Below are 19,207 nucleotides of genomic sequence, written 5' to 3'. Positions count from 1 at the left end.
AACAGTGCCCCCGCCTCCGGGCGGGGGCACTGCTGTCTGAGGCGAGTTGACCGCCCAGGCGACGGCGTGGCTGCACGCCGAGGAAGTGACCTCTCGGTCCGTCGAAACCGACCTCTCGGTCCGTCGGAACCGACCTCTCGACGGGTCAGCGGGAGCGCAGAGCCTTCAGGCCGAGGCTGCCGAGCACTCCCCCGATGACCGCATTGACCACGATCAGTACGGCGTGGGCGACGTAGTACGGCCGAGGGCGGTGCTGCTCGGGGTCCTGAGCCGTCTTGGCCAGGTTCTTGGCGAAGTTGGACCAGGTCACCAGGTTCCAGATGCCGATGACGAGCAGCAGCGCGCCGTGGCGCTTCTCGAGCTTCACTTCTTCCTCCTCAGGATCGCGAACATGCCGGCGAGTGCTGCCATCGTCGCAGCCCCCGCGGCGAAGGAACGGACCGGGGAGGGCGTCGCCGTACGGGCGAGGGCGGGCAGGAACTCGGCCGGCGGTGAGGACGGGCCCTGCACCGGTGGCGCGATGACCGTCGGCGGCGGCTCGGCCGTCACGGCGTAGGCGGCGGCGTAGAGGGTCAGCCGGGAGAAGTAGTTGATCCACACCAGCAGGATCAGCGCGATGCCGAAGACCTGGAATGCGGGCTGGCCCTGGATGGCGCCCAGCAGCAGCCCGGAGAGCTGCTTGAGCGCCTCGAAGCCGACGGCGCCCAGCAGCGCGCCCCGCCACAGGGAGCGCTGCCGCAGATCGGGGCGGGCCAGCAGGGTGAACATGGCGAAGAACAGCAGCGCGTTGGCGGCCAGACCGACCACGATGGTGAGCAAGGTCAGCAGCCAGCCCAGCTCCGCGGAGACCCCCATCCAGTCGAGTACGTCGGAGGAGAAGCCGCGGACGAACCCGGTGGCGGCCACGGCGATCAGCATCACGATGCCGAGCACGACCAGGGCGGCCAGGTCGCGCACCTTGCCGATGACGAAGTTGGGTCGCTCCTGGGCCGGGGTCTCGAACACGATCAGCAGCGCCGACTGCAGCGAGGAGAGCCACCCGAGCCCGGCGTACAGCACACCGACCAGGCCGAAGATCCCCAGCGCGTTGGCGGCGCCCTCCAGCTGGGCCATCGAGATCTGTCCGTCTCCCCCGCCGATGAGGCCCGGAAGCACGTCGTTGATCGCCTGGTGCAGCGCGTGCCTGGCCTCCGGGTAGACCTGAGCCACCCGGCCGACGACGAAGAACGCCAGCGCCATGATCGGGAAGAACGACAAGAAGGCGAAGTACGTCGCGGCGCCGGCCTGCTGGGATGCCCCGACCCGGCCGTAGTGCTCCTGCATCCGGACCAGGTGGTCCACCCAGGGCCGGCGCGCGCGGACACGCTCGATCCGCGCGCTGATCCGGTCCTTGAGGGCCATCAGCGCGCGACGACGGCTCGAAGCTCGAAGGTGTGGCCGGGGACCCAGCCGTCGACGTCGTCGTGCACGTAGAGCGTGAAGGAGTCCACCTCGAAGCGGGCCTCGAAGTCGGCAAGATCGCTGAAGGCCCGGTCGAGGACCGCCTCGTCGACACCGTGCGCGATCGTCACGTGCGGGTGGTAGGGGTAGTTGAGGTCCACGCCGAGCGGGCCGCTACGCACCGCCTGCTCGAGGCTCTCGCAGCCCGAGATGCCCTCGGCCAGGGCGACGAAGACGACCGGCGACAGCGGCCGGAACGTCGCCGTACCGCGCAGGTGCACGGTGAAGGGGGTCACCGCCTGCGCCGCCTCGCGCAGGTGTCGCTCGACCTCGGTCGCCACGGCGGGCGCCAGGTCGACCGGCGGCACCAGCGTGATGTGCGGCGGGATGTGCTCGGCCATCGGGTCGCCGATCGACTCCCGGTAGCGCTGGAGCTGGCTGCCCCACGGCTCCGGGATCGGGATGGCTACGCCGATCGTGCGCACGAGTCGACCTTAGCGACCGGCGGGTACGAGGCCCACCCGCTCGTACACGTCGGCCAAGGTCCGCGACGCGACCGCCCGGGCGCGCTCGGCGCCCTGAGCGAGGACCTGGTCGAGGTAGGTGTTGTCCTCGAGCAGCTCGTGGGTGCGGCTGCGGAACGGCGTGACGAAGTCGACCACGACGTCGGCAAGGTCCTTCTTGAAGTCGCCGTAGCCGCGTCCGGCGTACTTCTCCTCCAGGGTGGCGATCTCCGTGCCGGTCAGAGCGGAGTAGATCCGCAGCAGGTTGGAGACACCGGGCTTCTCGGTCTCGTCGAAGCGCACCTCCGTGCCCGAATCGGTCACGGCCGAGCGGATCTTCTTGGCGCTCGCCGACGGGTCGTCGAGCATCTCGATCAGGCCGCCGGGGCTTGATGCGGACTTCGACATCTTGCTGGTCGGGTCCTGCAGGTCGTAGATCTTGGCCGTCTCCTTGAGGATGTACGGCTCCGGCACGCGGAACGTTTTCTTGTAGCGGCTGTTGAACCGCTGCGCGAGGTCGCGGGTCAGCTCCAGGTGCTGGCGCTGGTCCTCGCCGACCGGGACGTAGGCCGGCCGGTAGAGCAGGATGTCGGCCGCCATCAGCATCGGGTAGGCGAACAGTCCGACGCTTGCCGCACCCTCGCCGCCCTTGGCGGACTTGTCCTTGAACTGGGTCATCCGGCGGGCCTCGCCGAAGCCGGTGATGCACTGCATGATCCAGCCCAGCTCAGCGTGCTCGGGCAGGTGCGACTGCACGAAGATCGCGCTGCGCTCCGGGTCGACACCAGCGGCGAGCAGCTGCGCGGCCGCCACGCGGGTACGCCGGTGCAGCACCTTCGGATCCTGCTCGACCGTCAGTGCGTGCAGGTCGGCGATGAAGAAGAACGGCTCGTAGCCCTCCTGCAGATCCGCCCAGTTGCGCACGGCACCGAGGTAGTTGCCGAGGTGATAGCTGTCCGCGGTCGGCTGGATCCCGGAGAGGACCCGCGGCCGCGTGGCGGGGGCGGTGCTGTCGGACATGCCGTCCATTGTGACAGTACGACGGGGCTCGCCCCGAACCCGGCTCAGGCCGTTGGGGTCAGTCGGGGACGGCCGCGCCGGCGGTGGCGCGGTGCAGCGACACGCTCGCCATCAAGATGGCGACCCCCACGATGGCCAGGCCCGCACCGGCCAGCGCCGGTGCGCGGTAGCTGTAGCCGGCGTCGATCACCACGCCGCCGATCCAGGCACCGAGCGCGTTGGCGACGTTGAGCGCGGCGTGCATCATCGCGGCGCCGAGCGTGACAGCATCGCCGGCCACGTCCATCAGCCGGACCTGCATCGAGGTCGCGACCACCGAGCCGACCAGGGCGACCAGGAAGGCGACCGGCCACAGCAGCCATCCGACCGGTGCCGCCAGCCAGAAGATCAGCATCATCACGATGCTCGCCATGCTGAACAGCACCAGCGTGCGCAGCACCGACCAGCGCACCAGCTCGCCGGCCAGCCAGGTGCCGACGACCATGCCCAGCCCGTAGCCGAGCACGAAGACGGGCGTCCAGTCCGAGGACAGGTGCGCGACAGTGGTGACGGTCTTGGCGATGTAGGAGTAGGTCGCGAACAGGCCGCCGAAGCCCAGCGCCCCGGCCACCATCGTCAGCCAGACCTGCTTGTTGGTGAAGAACGAGCTCGCCTCGTTGCGCGCGCTGGAGCCCTCCCGCGGCGCGATCTTGGGCACGAAGCGCCAGATCATCCCCACGGTCAGGGCCGCGAGAAGCGCCGAGACGACGTACGACGCCCGCCAGCCGCCGTGCTCGCCCAGCCAGGTGCTGGCCGGCACGCCGACGACGTTGGCGATCGAGAGGCCGAGCATCACCCGGGCGATCGCGCGGCCGCGGTGGCGCGGGTCGGCCAGCTCGGCGGCAACCAGCGACGCGACGCCGAAGTAGGCGCCGTGCGGCAGGCCGTCGAGGAACCGAGCCAGCATCAGCAGCCCGTAGGAGGAGGCAAGAGCGCTGAGCAGGTTGAACACGCCGTACGCGCCCATCAGGCCCAGCAGCAGCCCCTTGCGGGGCAGCGTCGCGCCGAACATCCCCAGGATCGGCACGCCCACCACCACCCCCAGCGCGTACGCCGAGATGACGTGGCCGGCCTGCGGCACCGAGACGCCGACGCCGTCGGCGACCTGGGGCAGGATGCCCATCGTCTGGAACTCCGTGGTGCCGATCGCAAAGCCGCCGATAGCCAGCGCCAGGATGGCCAACCGGTAGTCGCGGGTCCTCGGCTCTACCGCCTCTAACGGTGCGGTGGCGGTCATGGGCTCGCTTTCTCACGTGATCAGGGGACAGCAGTCTGTAACCCGGGCCGGGTCGGCGACTATTCCGCCGCTGTCCGGGTCGAGCCACTCACGGGGCGGAAGTTGACCCCTCAAGGTGCGGAAAGTGACTCATCGGCCGACGAAAGGTGACCTCTCGCGGATCAGCCGGCGAGATGGGCCCACTGCGTCGCGATCTCCTGCCACGGTCCCACATCGGCCACCTCACCGTCGACGAGGACCACGACCCGGTCGGCCTGTGCCAGCGCCGCCCGCTTGGAGGTGGCGCCGATGACGGTGGTGTGCCGCTCACGCAACGCCTGCCACAGCTCGATCTCGGTGGCCGCGTCGAGCGCGCTGGAAACGTCGTCGGCGAGCAGCAGCTCGCTGTCGGCCGCGAGCGCACGGGCCAGGGCCAGGCGCTGGATCTGCCCGCCGGAGAGGCGTACGCCGCGGTGCCCGACCAGTGCGTCAGGCCCACCGGCCTCCTCCACGTCGCTGCAGAGCCGCGCATCGGCTACCGGCCGGTCGAGATCGCGATCGCTGTCGAAGCCGAGCACCACGTTGTCGCGGAACGTCCCCGACAGCACCCGCGGCACCTGGGCGACGTGGGCGACCTGTGCCGGCCGCAGGAAGGTCTCGGTCTCGGTCACCGTCGCGTCGTTCCACCGGATCTCGCCGGTGTGGCTGAGCAGGCCCGCCAGCGCTGAGAGCAGGCTGGACTTGCCCGAGCCGACCTGGCCGAGCAGCAGCACCAGCTCGCCGCGGGTGACGGTGAGGTCGACATTGCTGACCCCGATGGTGCCGTCGTCGTGCACGACGGTCAGGTCGCGCACGTGCAGCTCGTCCAGCGGCTCGCGCTCGGGGCGGACCGGGTCCGGGGCCTCGCCCGTCACCAGATCGACCCCCGGCGAGAGCTGCATCATGTCGCCGCCCCCGGCGAATCTGCTGGTCGCCCGCTGCCAGGCGGCCACACCCGGCGCCTCGGTGACCACGGCACCGGCGACCCGGCCGAACCAGTCGAAGCCGTTGACGGCGTTGGACACCAGCAGCGCCGTCGCCAGCCCCCACACATCGCCGAGGAAGCACGCCCAGGCGACCACGACGCCGACCTGGACCAGCACGATCGGGATGCCGTCGAGGAGGGTCTGGATGCGGTGCTCGAAGACGGCGGCGTCGACGCGGCCCGAGTCCACCTCCTGCAGGTGGGCGTGCACCTCCGGCGTGCGGCCGGCGAGCTTGACGGTGCGCGCAGACTCCACCGCGGAGACCACCGCACGGCCGAAGCGTGCGCGAGCGGTGGACGACCTGGCCGCGGACCGGCCGGCGATCGGACGGCCGATCGAGGAGGCGAGCGCGCTGCTGGCCATCACGGCGAGCAGGATGGCGCCCGCCAGCCAGGTGCCGCCGGCGACCATGGTGACCAGGGAGATCAGCACGCCGTTGGCGAAGTCGATCCAACGGTCGGAGTAGCGGGCCAGGCGGTCGGCGTCCATCGTGCGTGCGACCACCTCTCCCGGAGGCGTGCGGGGCAGCCGACGCGGACGGATCTGGCCCACCAGGACCGCCATCCGGACGCGCAGCATCACCTCGATCCACCAGCGCGGGTAGCGGCGGAACGCATCGGCGAGCACGACCGGCGCGAACAGCAGCATGATCACCAGGATCACCGTCAGGCCGGTCGGAGTGCGCCCGTCCGTCAGGTCCTGCACCATCCGGCCCCAGACGAAGCCGGTGAGCGCGCCGAGCGGGGCGAAGATGGTGCCGAGCAGGAACTCGACCACCGAGAACAGCCCCCACCAGGGCTTGATGATCATGGCGCGCCAGGTGCCGCGCGCCAGCGAGAGGCCGGGTGCGATCTCGGGACGCTGCGGAGGCTCGCCCGTACGCCGGCGGCCGCCGACCCCGACGAGCGCGGCAGCCGCTCCGGCGTCGTCCCCTCCCTGCTGAGCCGTCTGCGCGACCGCCTCCTCGAGCTCCTCCAGCTCCGCGATCTCGGCAGCGGCGTCGAACTCCTCGGTCGCGCTGGCCACCAACAGCCTCCGGAACGGTCCCTCGACCGCAGCGAGCTCGTCCCGCAGGCCCTGCTGGATGACCCGACCGTGGTCGAGCACAGCGACCATCTCGGCGCGCTCGATGGTGGAGAGCCGGTGGGCGACCAGCACCCCGGTGCGGTGTGCCAGCAGCCGGTCGGCGGCCGCCACCACACGGCTCTCGGTGAGCGGGTCCATCCGCGCGGTGGCCTCGTCGAGCACCACCACCTGGACGTGGCGCACCAGCAGCCGGGCGAAGGCGACCAGCTGCTCCTCGCCGGCCGACAGGCTGGTGCCACCGGGGCCGAGCAGGGTGTCGAGACCCTGAGGCAGGCCAGTGACCCAGTCGGTCAGGCCGAGCTCGGCTATGGCCGCCTCGATCTCGGCACGCGGGGTGGCAGCGAAGAGGGTGATGTTCTCGGCGAGCGTGCCGGCCAGGATCTCGGTGCGCTGGGTGACCACGCCGACGCGAGCGCGCAGCTCGTGCAGGTCGAGGGTGGTGATGTCGGCGCCACCGAGGAAGACCGTGCCGGCCGGAGGCTCGACGGCCCGGGAGAGCAGCGAGGCGAGGGTGGACTTCCCGGAGCCGGTGCGGCCCACCAGCGCGATGGTGTGCCCGGCCTCCACCTCGAGGTCGACGTCGCGCAGCCCGAAGGTGCCCTCGGCGTAGGAGAAGTCGAGGTGGCGGATCGACAGGTCGAGCCGCCCCGACGGGACCGGCTCGCCGCCGCGCGGCTCCGCCTCGACGGCGAGCATCTGGCGCAGCCGGATGACAGCACCGAGGCCGGCCTGGATGTCGGGCAGCTGGTGGGCGAGCTGGTTGATCTGGCCGACGAAGCTGGTGGTGACCAGGAACAGCGTGACCAGACGCGCGACGTCGAGGTGACCGCCGCCGACCAGCGCGACGCCCCAGACCGCGATGATGATGAGCAGGCCGTTGAGCAGCAGCCCGGCGCGGGTGGCCAGCCGCGCCTCCACCGAGACGACCTCCCAGAACCGGGCGTGCACTCTCGCCGAGAGCTGCGCGAGGCGCCGTACGGCGAAGGCCTGCCCGAGGCTGGTGCGCAGGTCGTCGCGCCCGGCGATGCCCTCCTCGAGGACGGCCGCGTGATCGGTCCAGGCGGCCTCCTCGACCACCTTGCGGCGGGCGATCTCGATGAGGAACGGCCGCATCACGACCACCACGACCACTCCCATGGCGGGGAAGAGCAGCCAGGCCGGCCACCAGCTCAGCCCGGCCACGATCCACATCGGCACGATGCCGAAGGCCGTGCGCATTGCCATCCACAGCTGCATCCGCAGCAGGGTGCCGACCTCGTGGGTGTCGTCGTCGACCCGGTCGAGGATCTCCCCCACCGCCTGCTCGGTGAGCTCCGCGAGCGGCTGGTGCAGCGCCGCGTCGAGGAGGTCACCCCGCAAGCGACCCTCGGCCCGGTCGACCACGCCCGCCCAGGCGACCCGCCCGGCGGTGTCCAGCAGCGCTCCGCCGACCACGAACATCGCCAGCAGCCCGACCAGCCGGCCGGTCGGCCCCTCGGCCAGGCGCCCGGCGACGACGGTGCCGAGCGCCTGGCCCAGCGCGGCGATCGCGAGCGCAACCAGTGAGGCACCGGCCACGGGCGTGCGCATCCGGCGCCAATCGACGTGGCGGGCAGGGTCGTCGGAGGGAGGAACCGGCCCTGAGGCCCGGGTGATGGGGGCGATGATCGTCTCGGTCATGTCAGGTCGACCCTAGGCCCGACAGCCGACAATTTTCCTCTCGATATTGGCCATCGCCGCAAAAGCGCCGAACGTCACTCGCGTCCTCGTCGAGTCGTGGATTCCGCAGGCTCGAGTCCGGAGCTACTTCCGGACTCGAGCCTGCAAATTCCCCGAATCAACGGACGAGGTCGCGCACCGCCTTGCGGTTGATCTTCCCGACGCTCGTCAGCGGTACCGCGTCCACCACCAGCACCTCGCGGGGGTACTTGTACTTGGCCATCCGCTCCTTGGCGAAGTCGATCAGCTCCTGCGAGGTCGCCGTCATGCCCGGGCGGAGCTGTACCACCGCGACAACCTCCTCGCCGCGCTCCGCGTCCGGCTTGCCGACGCACGCCGCCGACGCCACCGCGGGATGCTCGACCAGGACGTCCTCGACGTCGCGCGGATAGACGTTGAAGCCGCCACGGATGATCAGGTCCTTGACCCGGTCGACCACGTAGAGGTAGCCGTCCGCGTCGAGGCGGCCGACATCGCCGGTGTGCAGCCAGCCGTCACGGATCGTCTGTGCGGTGAGCTCGGGGGCGTGCCAGTAGCCGAGCATCACACCGGTACCGCGCACGCAGATCTCGCCCTCCTCGCCCACCGGCAGCGGCGTTCCCTCGGGCGACATGATCGCCACCTCGGCGTGCGGTGTCGGGCGCCCGACGCTTCCGGGCCGGCTCGCATCGACGGTCGAGGCGGTCACGATGGCGCTGGTCTCGGTGCAGCCGTAGCCCTCCAGGATCGCGACGCCGAACGCCTTCTCGACCTTGTCGCGCAGCGCCGGCAGCAGCGGCGCGCCCCCGCAGCCGAAGGAGACCAACGAGCCGAGGTCGTAGTCCTGGTAGGGCTGGTCGAGCAGCATCTGCATCATCGAGGGCACCACCGGGCTGCTCTCCAGGCGGTGTTCCTGGACCAGCTCCAGCCAGCCCGCCGGGTCGAACCAGCGCTGCATGACCGAGACCTGACGCTCGTCCGAGTGCAGGCCGGCGACGAGGACGTTGAGGCCGAAGGCGTGCGAGAGCGGCAGCGGCAGCAGCGACCGGGTCGAGCCGGTCGAGCGCGCCACCGCCTCCATCCCGCGGCCCGCCTCCCATAGGTTGCGATGGGAGAGCATGACGCCCTTGGCACGCCCCGTCGTACCGCCGGTGTAGAGGAGCGCGGCCAGGTCGTCGTCGGCGCGCGGCACGATCTGCCCCGGGTCCGCGTGCTCGAGCTCCGCGTACGGCGTCGTCCCGCCCGCGCCGTCCCCGTCCACCACGATGGCCGCGATGTCGAGCCCCGCACTGGCGCCGTGGAACAGCGGCAGCAGCTCGGGGGTGAGGATCGCGGCCTTGGCGCCGGAGTCCTCCAGGATGTGGCGCAGCTCAGGTGGGGTCTGCAGGAAGATCACCGGGGTGACCACCGCGCCCGCGCGCCAGATGGCCCGGTAGGAGACGAAGACCTCGGGGGTGTTCATCGTCAGCACCAGCACGCGGTCGCCGGGTCCGATGCCGAGCGCCCGCAGTCCTTCGGCCACCCGGGTGGACCGGTCGTGGATCTGGCCTGAGGTGTGCCACCTGCCTTCGAAGTGGAGCGAGTCGTAGTCGCCCAACCGCTCGAAGCTCTGCTCGGCCAGCAGGGCCAGGTTGTGCTCCCCCGGGCCCTCGGTCACTGCCGTCACTGCGCCACCGCCGTCTCTTCGTCGTGAGATGTGTGCCTTGCGATACGTGCTACCTCGTCGAAGGCTGCCACGTCGTCCCTGAGATGCGAACGGTCGACCTGGCGCGCCGCTCCGCGCTCACCTGGCCCGGAGCCGACGCAACAGCTTGAGCTGGCCGTTGCCCAGCGCGATGAACCTCTCCACCGACATCCCCGGCGGTGGCCCGACCGGACCGATCTTGGAGGAGACCACCGTCTGGGACTCGGTGAACCGCTTGATGCCCTCCGCGCCGTGTCGTCGCCCCAGGCCGCTCTCGCCCATCCCGCCCATTCCGGCCTCGACCGTGCCGGCTGCCAGCGACGCGCCGTCGTTGATGTTCACCGAGCCGGCGCGGATGCGTGGCGCCAGGGCCTCGGCCGCGGCGATGTCCTTGCTGAAGATGCTCGCCGACAGGCCCTGCCGGCCTCGGTTGGCCATCGCGATCGCGTCCTCGTCATCGGCGGCGCGGTAGAGGGCGACCACCGGCCCGAACGTCTCCCCCAGGCACAGGTCCATCTCCTCGGTGACATCGGCGAGCACGGTCGGCTCGTAGACGTACGGACCCAGGTCGGGGCGGGCCCTGCCGCCGGCGAGCACGCTGGCGCCCTTGGCGACCGCATCGTCGACGTGCGCGACGACCTTCTCCAGCTGGGCCTGCGAGGCGAGCGACCCGACGTCGTGGCCGAAGTCGAACGACTGCCCGATCCGCTGCGCGCCGGTGGCAGCCAGCAACACCGCCACGAAGTCGTCGTAGACGTCTTGATGGACGATCACCCGTTCGATGTGGATGCACATCTGGCCGGTGTTCGCGAACGCCGCCTCGACGGCGCCGCGCGCCGCCACGTCGAGCTTGGCATCGGCTCGGACGATGAGTGGGTTCTTGCCGCCTAGCTCGAGCGAGGCACCGATCAGCCGCCGCGCCGCCCGCTGCGCGACGATCCGGCCGGTGGCGGTGGAGCCGGTGAAGCAGAGGTAGTCGACCTCCTCGATCAGCGCCTGGCCCAGCGTCGGACCGTCGCCGGCGACGACCTCCCAGACGTGTTCGGGCAGGCCGGCCTCGGCCAGCAGCGCCCGCGCCCACAACAGGGTCAGCGGCGTCTGCGGGTCAGCCTTGCCGACGGCTGTGTTCCCGGCCAGCAGCGCCGGGATGAGGTCGCCGACGCCCAGGTAGAAGGGGTAGTTCCACGGCGAGATGAAGCCGACGACGCCCTTGGGCACCCGCACCTCCTTGGCGCTGGTCACCACCGGGATCACGCCGCGGACCTTGCGGGTCTTGAGGTAGGTCTCGCCGTGCCGGGAGTAGTGCCGGGCCAGGTTGGCGACCTGCAGCACCTCCTGCCACGCATGGAAGCGGGCCTTGCCCATCTCCCACTGGATCAGGTCCATCACCTCGTCCTGCCGCTCCAGCAGCAGGTCGTGGAAGCGCAGCATCACCTCGGCGCGGGCGCCGTAGGGCAGGGCCGACCAGGCCGGCTGGGCGTCCCGCGCCGCCACCACGGCCGCCTGCAGGTCGGCCACGGTGCTCACTGGCACCGGCACCGTCGGCAACGCGTCGTACGGCGCCAGCGCGGTCCGGGTCTCGGTGCCGCCCGACACGGAGGTGTGCACCCAGCGCAGCCACGAGGCGACCCGTGCACCGGTGACCCAGGCGGGGCGCAGCCCGGAGGCAGCCTGCGGGAGCGTCGATGTCATGTCGGGACCTCAGTTCCGGACGAGCTTGATCGGTTGACCGTCCTTGGGGAACGGCAGGGAGTGGTTGTCCATCGGCGGTCGGTAGCCCGGCACGACGGTCCAGTGATAGGTCCGCAGCAGCCGATGCATGATCGACTTGACCTCCAGGCCGCCGAAGTAGAGCCCGATGCACTTGTGCACGCCGCCGCCGAAGGGCTCCCACGCGAACCGGTGGGACCGGTCCTCGCGGCGCTCCTCGGAGAAGCGCTCGGGGTCGAAGACGGTCGGGTTGGTCCAGTACTCCTCCATCAGGTGGGAGAACTGGACGCCGACGATGGTGTCGGATCCGGCGGGGATCCGCACGCCCTGCACGACGACGTCCTTGACGGCGTGGCGCATCAGCACCGGCACCGGCGCGTGCAGCCGCAGCGCCTCCCGCATCACCAGGTCGAGCGAGGTCAGGCCCTCCAGCTCGGTCATCGTCGGGGCGTCGCCGAACTGCTCGGACTCCGCCCGGCAGCGCTCCTGCCACTCCGGGTGCTGGCCGAGCAGCTGGATCATCGTGGAGGTGGTGATGGTGGAGGTGTCGTGCGCGGCCATCATCAGGAAGATCATGTGGTTGACGACGTCCTGGTCGCTGAACCGCTCGCCATCGTCGGTCTCGATGTGGCACAGCACCGAGAAGATGTCGTCGGTGGCGGTGGCGCGCTTGGCCGGCAGGTAGTGCCGCAGGAACTCCTCGAGCACCTTGCGGCCGCGGAACGCCCGCCCCCACCGGGTCATCGGTACGTCGGCGCGCACGATGCCCGATGCGGCCTGCACACAGGCGATGAACGCCTTGTTGACCCGGTCCATCTCGGCCCGGCTGGTGTCGGCCGCACCGCCCATGAAGATGTCGGCGGCGATGTCGAGGGTCAGCTGCTTGAGCCGCCAGTAGGACTTGAACGACGCATCGTCGCCCCAGTCGGCCATCCCCTTGGCGATCGCCGGCTGCATGTGATCGGCGTAGCTCTCCAGCCGCGGCCGGGTGAACGCCTCCTGCATGATCCGCCGGTGCGCGTGGTGCTCGTCGAAGTCGATCAGCATCAGGCCGCCGTTGAAGAACGGTCCGACGATCTTGCGCCAGCCGTTCGCGAACGCCTTGTCCTTGTTCTGCAGCACCTCGGCGCAGGCATCCGGGCCGAGCACCATCGCGCCGGTCTCGCCCAGGGAGTTGAACGGAGAGACGGCGCCGTAGGTCTCCCACTGGTGCCGCATCAACGCCACCGGGTCCTTGGCGTAGACCAGGATGCGACCCAGCACCGGCAGACCCTTGTCCGAGGAGACGATCGGCGGCAGCTCGTGCACCTCGGTCGTACGCCGCGACGCTGCGCCCCGGCCGGCGTCCCTCTCTGGGGCCGCCCCTGCGGCCGGATCTGCCGGGTCGTTCGTTCGGGTGGACTGGATCGTCATCGCCTGCACCTCGCTGGCTGCGCCTGGGACTGGATGTGACCTGCGTCATGCTCAGCCTGATTCAGGAAGGACGCCCTGTCAACCTTGTCCCGGCCCGGATCGGCTGACAGGCTGGGACCATGGCAGTGCAGTCGGGCGTCTACCGCGGGATGAGCACCGAGGAGCGCGTCGCGGAGCGACGCCAGCGGCTCCTGGACGCGACCCTGGCGGTGTGGGCCGACCCCGAGACCCGGACCACGATGACGGCCGTCTGCGCCGAGGCCGGGCTCACCGAGCGCTACTTCTACGAGAGCTTCACCGGTCTGGACGACGCCCTGACCGCGGTGCTCGACGGTGTCGCGGAGGAGATCGAGCAGATCACGCTGGCCGCCGCGGACGCCGCCGATGCGGCCGGCGAGCATCCGGCGGCCCGGGTCTACGCCACCGTCCGTGCATTCGTGCAGCTGCTGGTCGACGATCCCCGCAAGGGGCGTGTCGCGATCATCGAGGCCGCGAGCATCCCCGCCCTGCGCCAGCGGCGTACGGATCTCCTGCGGCATCTCGCACACCGCTCCGCCGAGGAGGCCCGCACCCACCTGGGACTGCTACCCGCCCGCGGCGAGCGTGCGGACGAGTTCTCCGGCCTGCTCTTCATCGGCGGCATGGCCGAGCTGATCACGGCCTGGCTCGACGGCGTGCTGGAGGCGACGGCCGACGAGATCGTCGAGGCCGCCGCGCACTGCTTCCTCGGCGTCTACGGCTGAGGCGAGAATGGCCGATGCCCCGGCCGCTTGGCGACCGGGGCATCGGGGTGGAGCTTCAGACTCAGAACGAGTCGATGGCCTCGTTGAGCGTGGCCGAGGGCCGCATCACCGCGGACGTCTTCTCGGCGTCAGGGAAGTAGTAGCCGCCGATGTCGGCCGGCTTGCCCTGCACGGCGAGAAGCTCCTCGACGATCGCGCTCTCGGCGGCGCTCAGCTTCTCCGCGAGCGGCTTGAACGTGGCCGCCAGGTCGGCGTCCTCGGTCTGCTCCGCCAGCTCCTGGGCCCAGTAGAGGCCCAGGTAGAAGTGCGAGCCGCGGTTGTCGATCGTGCCCAGCTTGCGCCCCGGCGAGCGGTCCTCGTTGAGGAAGGTGCCGGTGGCACGGTCGAGGGTGTCGGCGAGCACCTTCGCGGCCGGCTTGCCGGCCTGCTCGGCGTACTTCTCCAGCGAGGGGACCAGGGCGAAGAACTCGCCCAGGGAGTCCCAGCGCAGGTAGTTCTCCTCGACCAGCTGCTGCACGTGCTTGGGCGCCGAGCCGCCGGCACCGGTCTCGAAGAGGCCACCGCCGGCGATCAGCGGGACGATCGAGAGCATCTTGGCCGACGTGCCGACCTCGAGGATCGGGAAGAGGTCGGTGTTGTAGTCGCGAAGCACGTTGCCGGTCACCGAGATGGTGTCCTCGCCCTTGCGGATCCGCTCCAGCGAGTACGCCGTGGCCAGCGACGGGGCCAGGATCTTGATCTCCAGGCCGTCGGTCTCGTGCAGCGGCAGGTAGGAGAGCACCTTCTTGATCAGCTCGGCGTCGTGGGCCCGGGTCTCGTCCAGCCAGAAGATGGCCGGGGTCTGCGAGGCGCGGGCGCGGTCGACGGCCAGCTTCACCCAGTCCTGGATCGGGATGTCCTTAGTCTGGCAGGCGCGCCAGATGTCGCCGGCCTCGACGTCGTGCTCGATCAGCACGTCGCCGTTGGCGGCGAGCACGCGCACGGTGCCGTCGACCGGGATCTCGAAGGTTTTGTCGTGGCTGCCGTACTCCTCGGCCGCCTGCGCCATCAGACCGACGTTCGGCACGGAGCCGATCGTGGCCGGGTCGAGCGGGCCGTGGGCCTTCACGTCCTCGATCACCGTCTGGTAGACGCCGGCGTAGGAGCTGTCCGGGATGACGGCCAGGGTGTCGTCCTCGCCGCCATCGGCCCCCCACAGCTTGCCGCCGTTGCGGACCAGCGCCGGCATCGAGGCGTCGACGATGACGTCGGAGGGGACGTGCAGGTTGGTGATGCCCTTGTCGGAGTTGACGTAGGAGAGCCGCGGGCCGTTGGCCAGGGCCGCGTCGAAGGCGGCCTTGATCTCCGAGCCGTTGGGCAGCTTGTCCAGACCGGCCAGGATCGAGCCGAGGCCGTCGTTGGCGGAGAGGCCGGCGGCGGCCAGATCGTCGCCGTACTGGGCGAAGACGTCCTTGAAGAAGGCCTTCACCACGTGGCCGAAGATGATCGGGTCGGAGACCTTCATCATGGTCGCCTTGAGGTGCACCGAGAAGAGCACGTCCTGCGCCTTGGCCTCGGCGATCGCGTTGACCAGGAAGGCCTGCAGGTGGGAGGCCTGCATCTTGGTGGCGTCGACGATCTCGCCGGCCAGCACCGCAAGGCCGTCCTTGAGCACCTTGGTCTCACCGGACTCCGTCTCGAGCACGATCGAGAGGGTGTCGTCGGCGGCGATGGTCACGGACTTCTCGTTGGACTTGAAGTCGTGCTCGCCCATGGTGGCCACGTTGGTCTTGGACCCGTCGGCGAAGGGCTTGTTGCGGTGCGGGTGGGTCTTCGCGTAGTTCTTCACCGACTGCGGCGCGCGGCGGTCGGAGTTGCCCTCGCGCAGGACCGGGTTGACCGCCGAGCCCTTGACCTTGTCGAACTTGGCGCGGATCTCCCGCTCCTCGTCGGTGGCAGGCGCGTCCGGGTAGTCGGGAACGGCGTAGCCCTTCTCCTGCAGCTCCTTGATCGCGGCCTTGAGCTGCGGGATCGAGGCGGAGATGTTGGGCAGCTTGATGATGTTGGCGGCCGGCGTCTTGGCCAACTCACCGAGCTCGCTCAGCGCGTCGTCGGCCAGGCCGAACTGCGCCAGGATGCGCGCGGCGACGGAGATGTCGCGCGTCTCGACCTCCACGCCGGCCTTCGCGGCGTACGCCTCGACGATCGGGAGGAAGGAGTACGTCGCCAGCAGCGGCGCCTCGTCGGTGTAGGTGTAGATGATCTTGGCGTTGTCTGCAGCCATGGCTCCTGCTTCGGCTCGGAACTCTTTCTCGACGTCAAGATACCTGACGCCTGCTCGCCGCCCACCTTCGCATCCGAACGCGGGGGACTGGAAGTACTAGAGTGCCAAATGCTCGGCTAAGGGCTGAGCCAAGACATCGGATCCATCTGTATCGACGAGGGGGCTCGGACATGACCGCTGACAGCGGCGCCAACACCACCGCAGCAGAGATCGTGAGTGACACCACCACCGAGCCGACGCTGACGCAGAAGCTCGCCGCCGAGACCCTCGGCACCTTCATCCTTGTCCTGTTCGGCTGCGGCGCGGTGGTCTTCGCCAAGATCTTCGCCCTCCAGCAGCGGGAGCCGACAGGCGTCGCCTTCATCACCACCGTCGGGTTCACCTTCGGGCTCGCGATCGTGGTCTCGGTCTACGCCTTCGGGCGGGTCTCCGGCGGACACTTCAACCCCGCGGTCTCGCTCGGCGCCGCGATCAGCGGGCGGATCGCCTGGATCACCGCCGGCTTCTACGCCGTGGCCCAGATCGTGGGCGCGATCGTGGGCGCGCTGGTGCTGTGGATCTTCGCCCACGGGTACGACGGCTACGCGTCCCACTCCGTCATCGGCATCGGGCAGAACAGCTTCGGCGGCACCGGTGGCTACGCCTGGTGGGCAGCGTTCGTGCTCGAGATGGTGCTGACCGCGGTGTTCGTCTACGTCATTCTCAGCACCACCGATGAGCGCAACCCCTACTCCGCGGCAGCGCCGTTGGCGATCGGCCTGACGCTCACCGCGATCCACTTCGTCGCCATCCCGGCGACCGGCACCTCGGTCAACCCGGCACGCTCGATCGGCCCGGCGCTCTTCGCCGGCACACACGCGATCGGCCAGCTGTGGCTGTTCATCCTCGCGCCGCTCATCGGTGGCGCCATCGCCGGCATCACCTACCCGATCGTCTTCGGCCGGGCCAGCGACCCGGTCCCCGGCTCGGGCCTGATCCTGCCGCCCAAGACGGCTGCCGGTACGGCGCCCGAGTCGGCGGGTTGGGGCCAGCAGGGCTGGGGCCAGCCCGGGCCCGGCCAGACGACCGGGCAGACGACCGGCCAGGTGGCTGGGCAGGCGACCGGCCAGGCGACCGGCCAGCCGCAGGCACCCGGCGACCTTCCGGTGATCGAGCAGGACGGCTGGCGCTGGGACTACGCCGCCCAGCAGTGGCGTCCGATCGAGCCGCCAGCCGCTCCGGCGGACGAGCCCGAGGGCAAGACGGTGATCAAGAACGACCCGCCGCAGGCCTGACGCAGTCGCACCGAGCGAGCCTCGAGCCCACCTGAACCGGTGGCCTCGAGGCTCGCTTCGCTTGCAGGTCGACCAGGGCTACTGCCGCAGCGTGTCGTGCTCCCCCGTGCCGTTGTCCAGGCGGTCGATCAGCCCGACGCCCCTGCGGTAGGTGTCCCAGACCGAGGCGTTGGGGCTCAGCGCCGAGGTCCACTCCAACGCCACCACCGGCTTGGCCTGGACGACCGTGACGACGTCCTCGACCACACCCTTGCGATACCCGGCGCGGTAGCCGTCGCCCAGCCGCGGCGTCGCGGTGATGACCAGGCCCGCTTCGGCACCCCCCTGGCCCGCCCGCCACAGGCCGTCCTGGCCGAACCACCACACGTTGCCGCGCGTGTCCTGGGCGTAGAAGTCCGTCCGGCTCGCGGCCGACTCGCCCGGTCGGGTCACGACGGTCCGCACCGCGGTCGTGCTGACTCCGTCGACCATCACCGGAGCACGCAGAACGCTCACCGTCCGTACGGCGTTCGGGTGTCCGGTGCGCGTCACGTCGTACACCCAGGTGCGGCCGGGTCGGAGTGGCAGCCAGGCGTTGTCGATCCGGTCGACGAAGTCCTGCGCCCGCGGCGACGGGGTCGGGATGACCAGCTCGTCGACGCCGGTCGGCGGATAGGGCTTGGCGCCGGTGCCGCAGCCGGCGAGCGCGACCGCCAGCACGCCGGCGGCCAGGCACGCGGACAGAGCGGTCCTCCCCCGGCCCGCTGCGGGGCGCCTGAGCCGCACGCCTAGCCCTGGGCGGGGATGGTGCTGGCCAGCACCCACAGCGCGATCCCGACCGCGCCGAGCAGCGAGACGTCGAACCAGCGGCTGCGCACCGCCAGCATCCCGGTGTCGCGACGGGGCAGCACCGCCCGCAGCGCCGATGCCGCGACCATCGCCGCGGCCAGGATGTGCACACCACCGCGCCAGTGGCCGAGGCCGACGACGACGAGGGCGAGCACGGTGAGGCTGAGGATGCCGAGGTAGAACAGCCCTCCGATGGTGGAGGGATAACGTCGCGAGTCCTCCTCGACGAGCGCGAGCTGCGGCGGCACGGCCGCCCCAGCCGCGGCGCCGTCCCCGGTCCCGGACGGCGCACCTTCGCGCACCGCCGGCCGGGGCTCGTGCGCCGAGCCGTCGGAGAGAGGAGTCACAGAAGCCAAGTTACGCGTTCGCCTTCTCCGCGTTGAGCACCACGTTCGAGAGCAGCATCGCACGCGTCATCGGGCCGACACCGCCGGGGTTGGGCGAGACCCAGCCGGCGACGTCCCAGACGTCCGCGGCCAGGTCGCCGGCGATCTTGCCGTCTACGCGGGAGACCCCGACATCGAGCAGCGCGGCACCCGGCTTGACCATCTCACCTGTGATGATCCCCGGCACGCCGGCGGCAGCCACCACGATGTCCGCCTTGCGCGTGTGGAACGCCAGGTCGCGGGTGCCGGTGTGGCACAACGTGACCGTGGCGTTCTCGCTGCGCCGCGTCAGCAGAAGGCCGAGCGGGCGACCGACGGTGACGCCGCGGCCGACCACCACGACCTCGGCCCCGTTCAGCTCGACGCCGTGGCGGCGCAGCAGCTCGACGATGCCGAAGGGCGTGCACGGGAGCGGCGCCTCGTGGCCGAGCACCAGCCAGCCGAGGTTGGTCGGGTGCAGGCCGTCGGCATCCTTGGCCGGGTCGATCAGACCGAGGACGCGGTTCTCGTCGATGCCCTTGGGCAGCGGCAGCTGGACGATGTAGCCGGTGCAGGCCGGATCGTCGTTGAGGGTCTGGACCGCCGCCTCGATCTCGTCCTGGCTGGCCGTCTCGGGCAGGTCGATCCGGATCGACTCGATGCCGACCTCGGCGCAATCCTTGTGCTTGCCGTTGACGTACCACGTCGAGCCGGGGTCGTTGCCGACCAGGATGGTGCCGAGCCCGGGCCTGATCCCGCGGGCGTGCAGAGCGGCCACCCGCTCAACCAGCTCCTGCTTGATCGCCTTGGCGGTGGCGGTGCCGTCGAGCTTCTGTGCAGTCATGTCATCTCCTAGGGATCGTACGAGAGTCGCCGGGCGGGATGCATCGCAAGGCCGACGAGGGAGCGGGTCTGGGGAGC

Annotated in this window: 15 protein-coding genes; 2 read left to right on the top strand and 13 right to left on the bottom strand. The window is 70.5% G+C overall.

Annotated features, from left to right (window positions below; all coding sequences use genetic code 11):
• Positions 1-145: 145 nt before the first annotated feature.
• The 9 genes from H036_RS0110045 to H036_RS0110005 all read right to left on the bottom strand — a co-directional run bounded on the left by H036_RS0110045 (position 146) and on the right by H036_RS0110005 (position 12,813).
• Positions 146-367: an SCO4848 family membrane protein gene (locus H036_RS0110045; RefSeq protein ID WP_017934657.1), complete on the bottom strand. Its 222-nt coding sequence runs from the start codon at positions 365-367 to the stop codon at positions 146-148.
• Positions 364-1,401, bottom strand: coding sequence for a YihY/virulence factor BrkB family protein (locus tag H036_RS22420; RefSeq protein WP_017934656.1), 1,038 nt, complete (start codon positions 1,399-1,401; stop codon positions 364-366). Before H036_RS22420 ends, H036_RS0110045 begins: the two co-directional genes overlap by 4 nt.
• Positions 1,401-1,925, bottom strand: coding sequence for a 2'-5' RNA ligase family protein (locus tag H036_RS0110035; protein WP_017934655.1), 525 nt, complete (start codon positions 1,923-1,925; stop codon positions 1,401-1,403). The genes H036_RS22420 and H036_RS0110035 overlap by 1 nt, the downstream gene beginning before the upstream one ends.
• Positions 1,926-1,934: 9 nt before the next feature.
• Positions 1,935-2,963, bottom strand: a complete 1,029-nt coding sequence (gene trpS, locus H036_RS0110030; protein WP_017934654.1) for a tryptophan--tRNA ligase — start codon at positions 2,961-2,963, stop codon at positions 1,935-1,937.
• Positions 2,964-3,021: 58 nt separating this feature from the next.
• The gene (locus H036_RS0110025; RefSeq protein ID WP_026145933.1) at positions 3,022-4,239 is read right to left on the bottom strand and encodes an MFS transporter; all 1,218 of its coding nucleotides are present in this window, start codon (positions 4,237-4,239) and stop codon (positions 3,022-3,024) included.
• Between the two features lie 161 nt (positions 4,240-4,400).
• Positions 4,401-7,988 (bottom strand): ATP-binding cassette domain-containing protein, encoded by a 3,588-nt coding sequence (locus tag H036_RS0110020; RefSeq protein WP_017934652.1) that lies wholly within the window; start codon positions 7,986-7,988, stop codon positions 4,401-4,403.
• A 157-nt stretch (positions 7,989-8,145) separates the two neighbouring features.
• On the bottom strand, positions 8,146-9,672 hold the full coding sequence (locus tag H036_RS0110015) for a class I adenylate-forming enzyme family protein (RefSeq protein ID WP_232421844.1): 1,527 nt from the start codon (positions 9,670-9,672) through the stop codon (positions 8,146-8,148).
• Between the two features lie 117 nt (positions 9,673-9,789).
• A complete protein-coding gene (locus tag H036_RS0110010; RefSeq protein WP_017934650.1) occupies positions 9,790-11,382 on the bottom strand; it encodes a succinic semialdehyde dehydrogenase in 1,593 nt (530 codons plus the stop codon).
• Positions 11,383-11,391: 9 nt separating this feature from the next.
• Positions 11,392-12,813: a cytochrome P450 gene (locus tag H036_RS0110005; protein ID WP_081615511.1), complete on the bottom strand. Its 1,422-nt coding sequence runs from the start codon at positions 12,811-12,813 to the stop codon at positions 11,392-11,394.
• A 119-nt stretch (positions 12,814-12,932) separates the two neighbouring features.
• On the opposite strand from H036_RS0110005, the gene H036_RS0110000 reads away from it, so the two are divergent.
• Positions 12,933-13,556 (top strand): TetR/AcrR family transcriptional regulator, encoded by a 624-nt coding sequence (locus H036_RS0110000; RefSeq protein WP_017934648.1) that lies wholly within the window; start codon positions 12,933-12,935, stop codon positions 13,554-13,556.
• Positions 13,557-13,617: 61 nt separating this feature from the next.
• On the opposite strand, the gene H036_RS0109995 is transcribed toward H036_RS0110000, so the two are convergent.
• Positions 13,618-15,819 (bottom strand): NADP-dependent isocitrate dehydrogenase, encoded by a 2,202-nt coding sequence (locus H036_RS0109995; protein WP_017934647.1) that lies wholly within the window; start codon positions 15,817-15,819, stop codon positions 13,618-13,620.
• Between the two features lie 170 nt (positions 15,820-15,989).
• On the opposite strand from H036_RS0109995, the gene H036_RS22415 reads away from it, so the two are divergent.
• On the top strand, positions 15,990-17,093 hold the full coding sequence (locus H036_RS22415) for an MIP/aquaporin family protein (RefSeq protein ID WP_017934646.1): 1,104 nt from the start codon (positions 15,990-15,992) through the stop codon (positions 17,091-17,093).
• Positions 17,094-17,171: 78 nt separating this feature from the next.
• Here the strand turns inward: H036_RS22415 and H036_RS0109985 are convergent, their stop codons facing one another.
• The 3 genes from H036_RS0109985 to H036_RS0109975 are packed head-to-tail and all read right to left on the bottom strand — an operon-like array spanning position 17,172 to position 19,130.
• Entirely contained in the window at positions 17,172-17,858 is a 687-nt protein-coding gene (locus H036_RS0109985; protein ID WP_157417238.1) for a hypothetical protein, read from the bottom strand.
• Between the two features lie 2 nt (positions 17,859-17,860).
• A complete protein-coding gene (locus H036_RS0109980) occupies positions 17,861-18,268 on the bottom strand; it encodes a DUF3017 domain-containing protein (protein WP_232421843.1) in 408 nt (135 codons plus the stop codon).
• Positions 18,269-18,278: 10 nt separating this feature from the next.
• Positions 18,279-19,130 carry a bifunctional methylenetetrahydrofolate dehydrogenase/methenyltetrahydrofolate cyclohydrolase gene (locus tag H036_RS0109975; protein WP_017934643.1) on the bottom strand — a complete coding sequence of 284 codons (852 nt, stop codon included), beginning with the start codon at positions 19,128-19,130 and terminating at the stop codon, positions 18,279-18,281.
• Between the last annotated feature and the right edge of the window lie 77 nt (positions 19,131-19,207).

Source organism: Nocardioides sp. Iso805N, assembly GCF_000364605.1.
Taxonomy (GTDB): domain Bacteria; phylum Actinomycetota; class Actinomycetes; order Propionibacteriales; family Nocardioidaceae; genus Nocardioides.
The sequence above is the reverse complement of the archived record's forward strand: the minus strand, read 5'-3'. Positions and strand labels throughout refer to the sequence as shown.

Coding starts and splice junctions, on each gene's coding strand:
- H036_RS22415 (WP_017934646.1), top strand. CDS start 15,990: ATGACCGCTGACAGCGGCGCCAACACCACCGCAGCAGAGATCGTGAGT.
- H036_RS0109995 (WP_017934647.1), bottom strand. CDS start 15,819: ATGGCTGCAGACAACGCCAAGATCATCTACACCTACACCGACGAGGCG.
- H036_RS0110000 (WP_017934648.1), top strand. CDS start 12,933: ATGGCAGTGCAGTCGGGCGTCTACCGCGGGATGAGCACCGAGGAGCGC.
- H036_RS0110025 (WP_026145933.1), bottom strand. CDS start 4,239: ATGACCGCCACCGCACCGTTAGAGGCGGTAGAGCCGAGGACCCGCGAC.
- trpS (WP_017934654.1), bottom strand. CDS start 2,963: ATGTCCGACAGCACCGCCCCCGCCACGCGGCCGCGGGTCCTCTCCGGG.
- H036_RS0110005 (WP_081615511.1), bottom strand. CDS start 12,813: ATGACGATCCAGTCCACCCGAACGAACGACCCGGCAGATCCGGCCGCA.
- H036_RS0110010 (WP_017934650.1), bottom strand. CDS start 11,382: ATGACATCGACGCTCCCGCAGGCTGCCTCCGGGCTGCGCCCCGCCTGG.
- H036_RS0109975 (WP_017934643.1), bottom strand. CDS start 19,130: ATGACTGCACAGAAGCTCGACGGCACCGCCACCGCCAAGGCGATCAAG.
- H036_RS0110020 (WP_017934652.1), bottom strand. CDS start 7,988: ATGACCGAGACGATCATCGCCCCCATCACCCGGGCCTCAGGGCCGGTT.
- H036_RS22420 (WP_017934656.1), bottom strand. CDS start 1,401: ATGGCCCTCAAGGACCGGATCAGCGCGCGGATCGAGCGTGTCCGCGCG.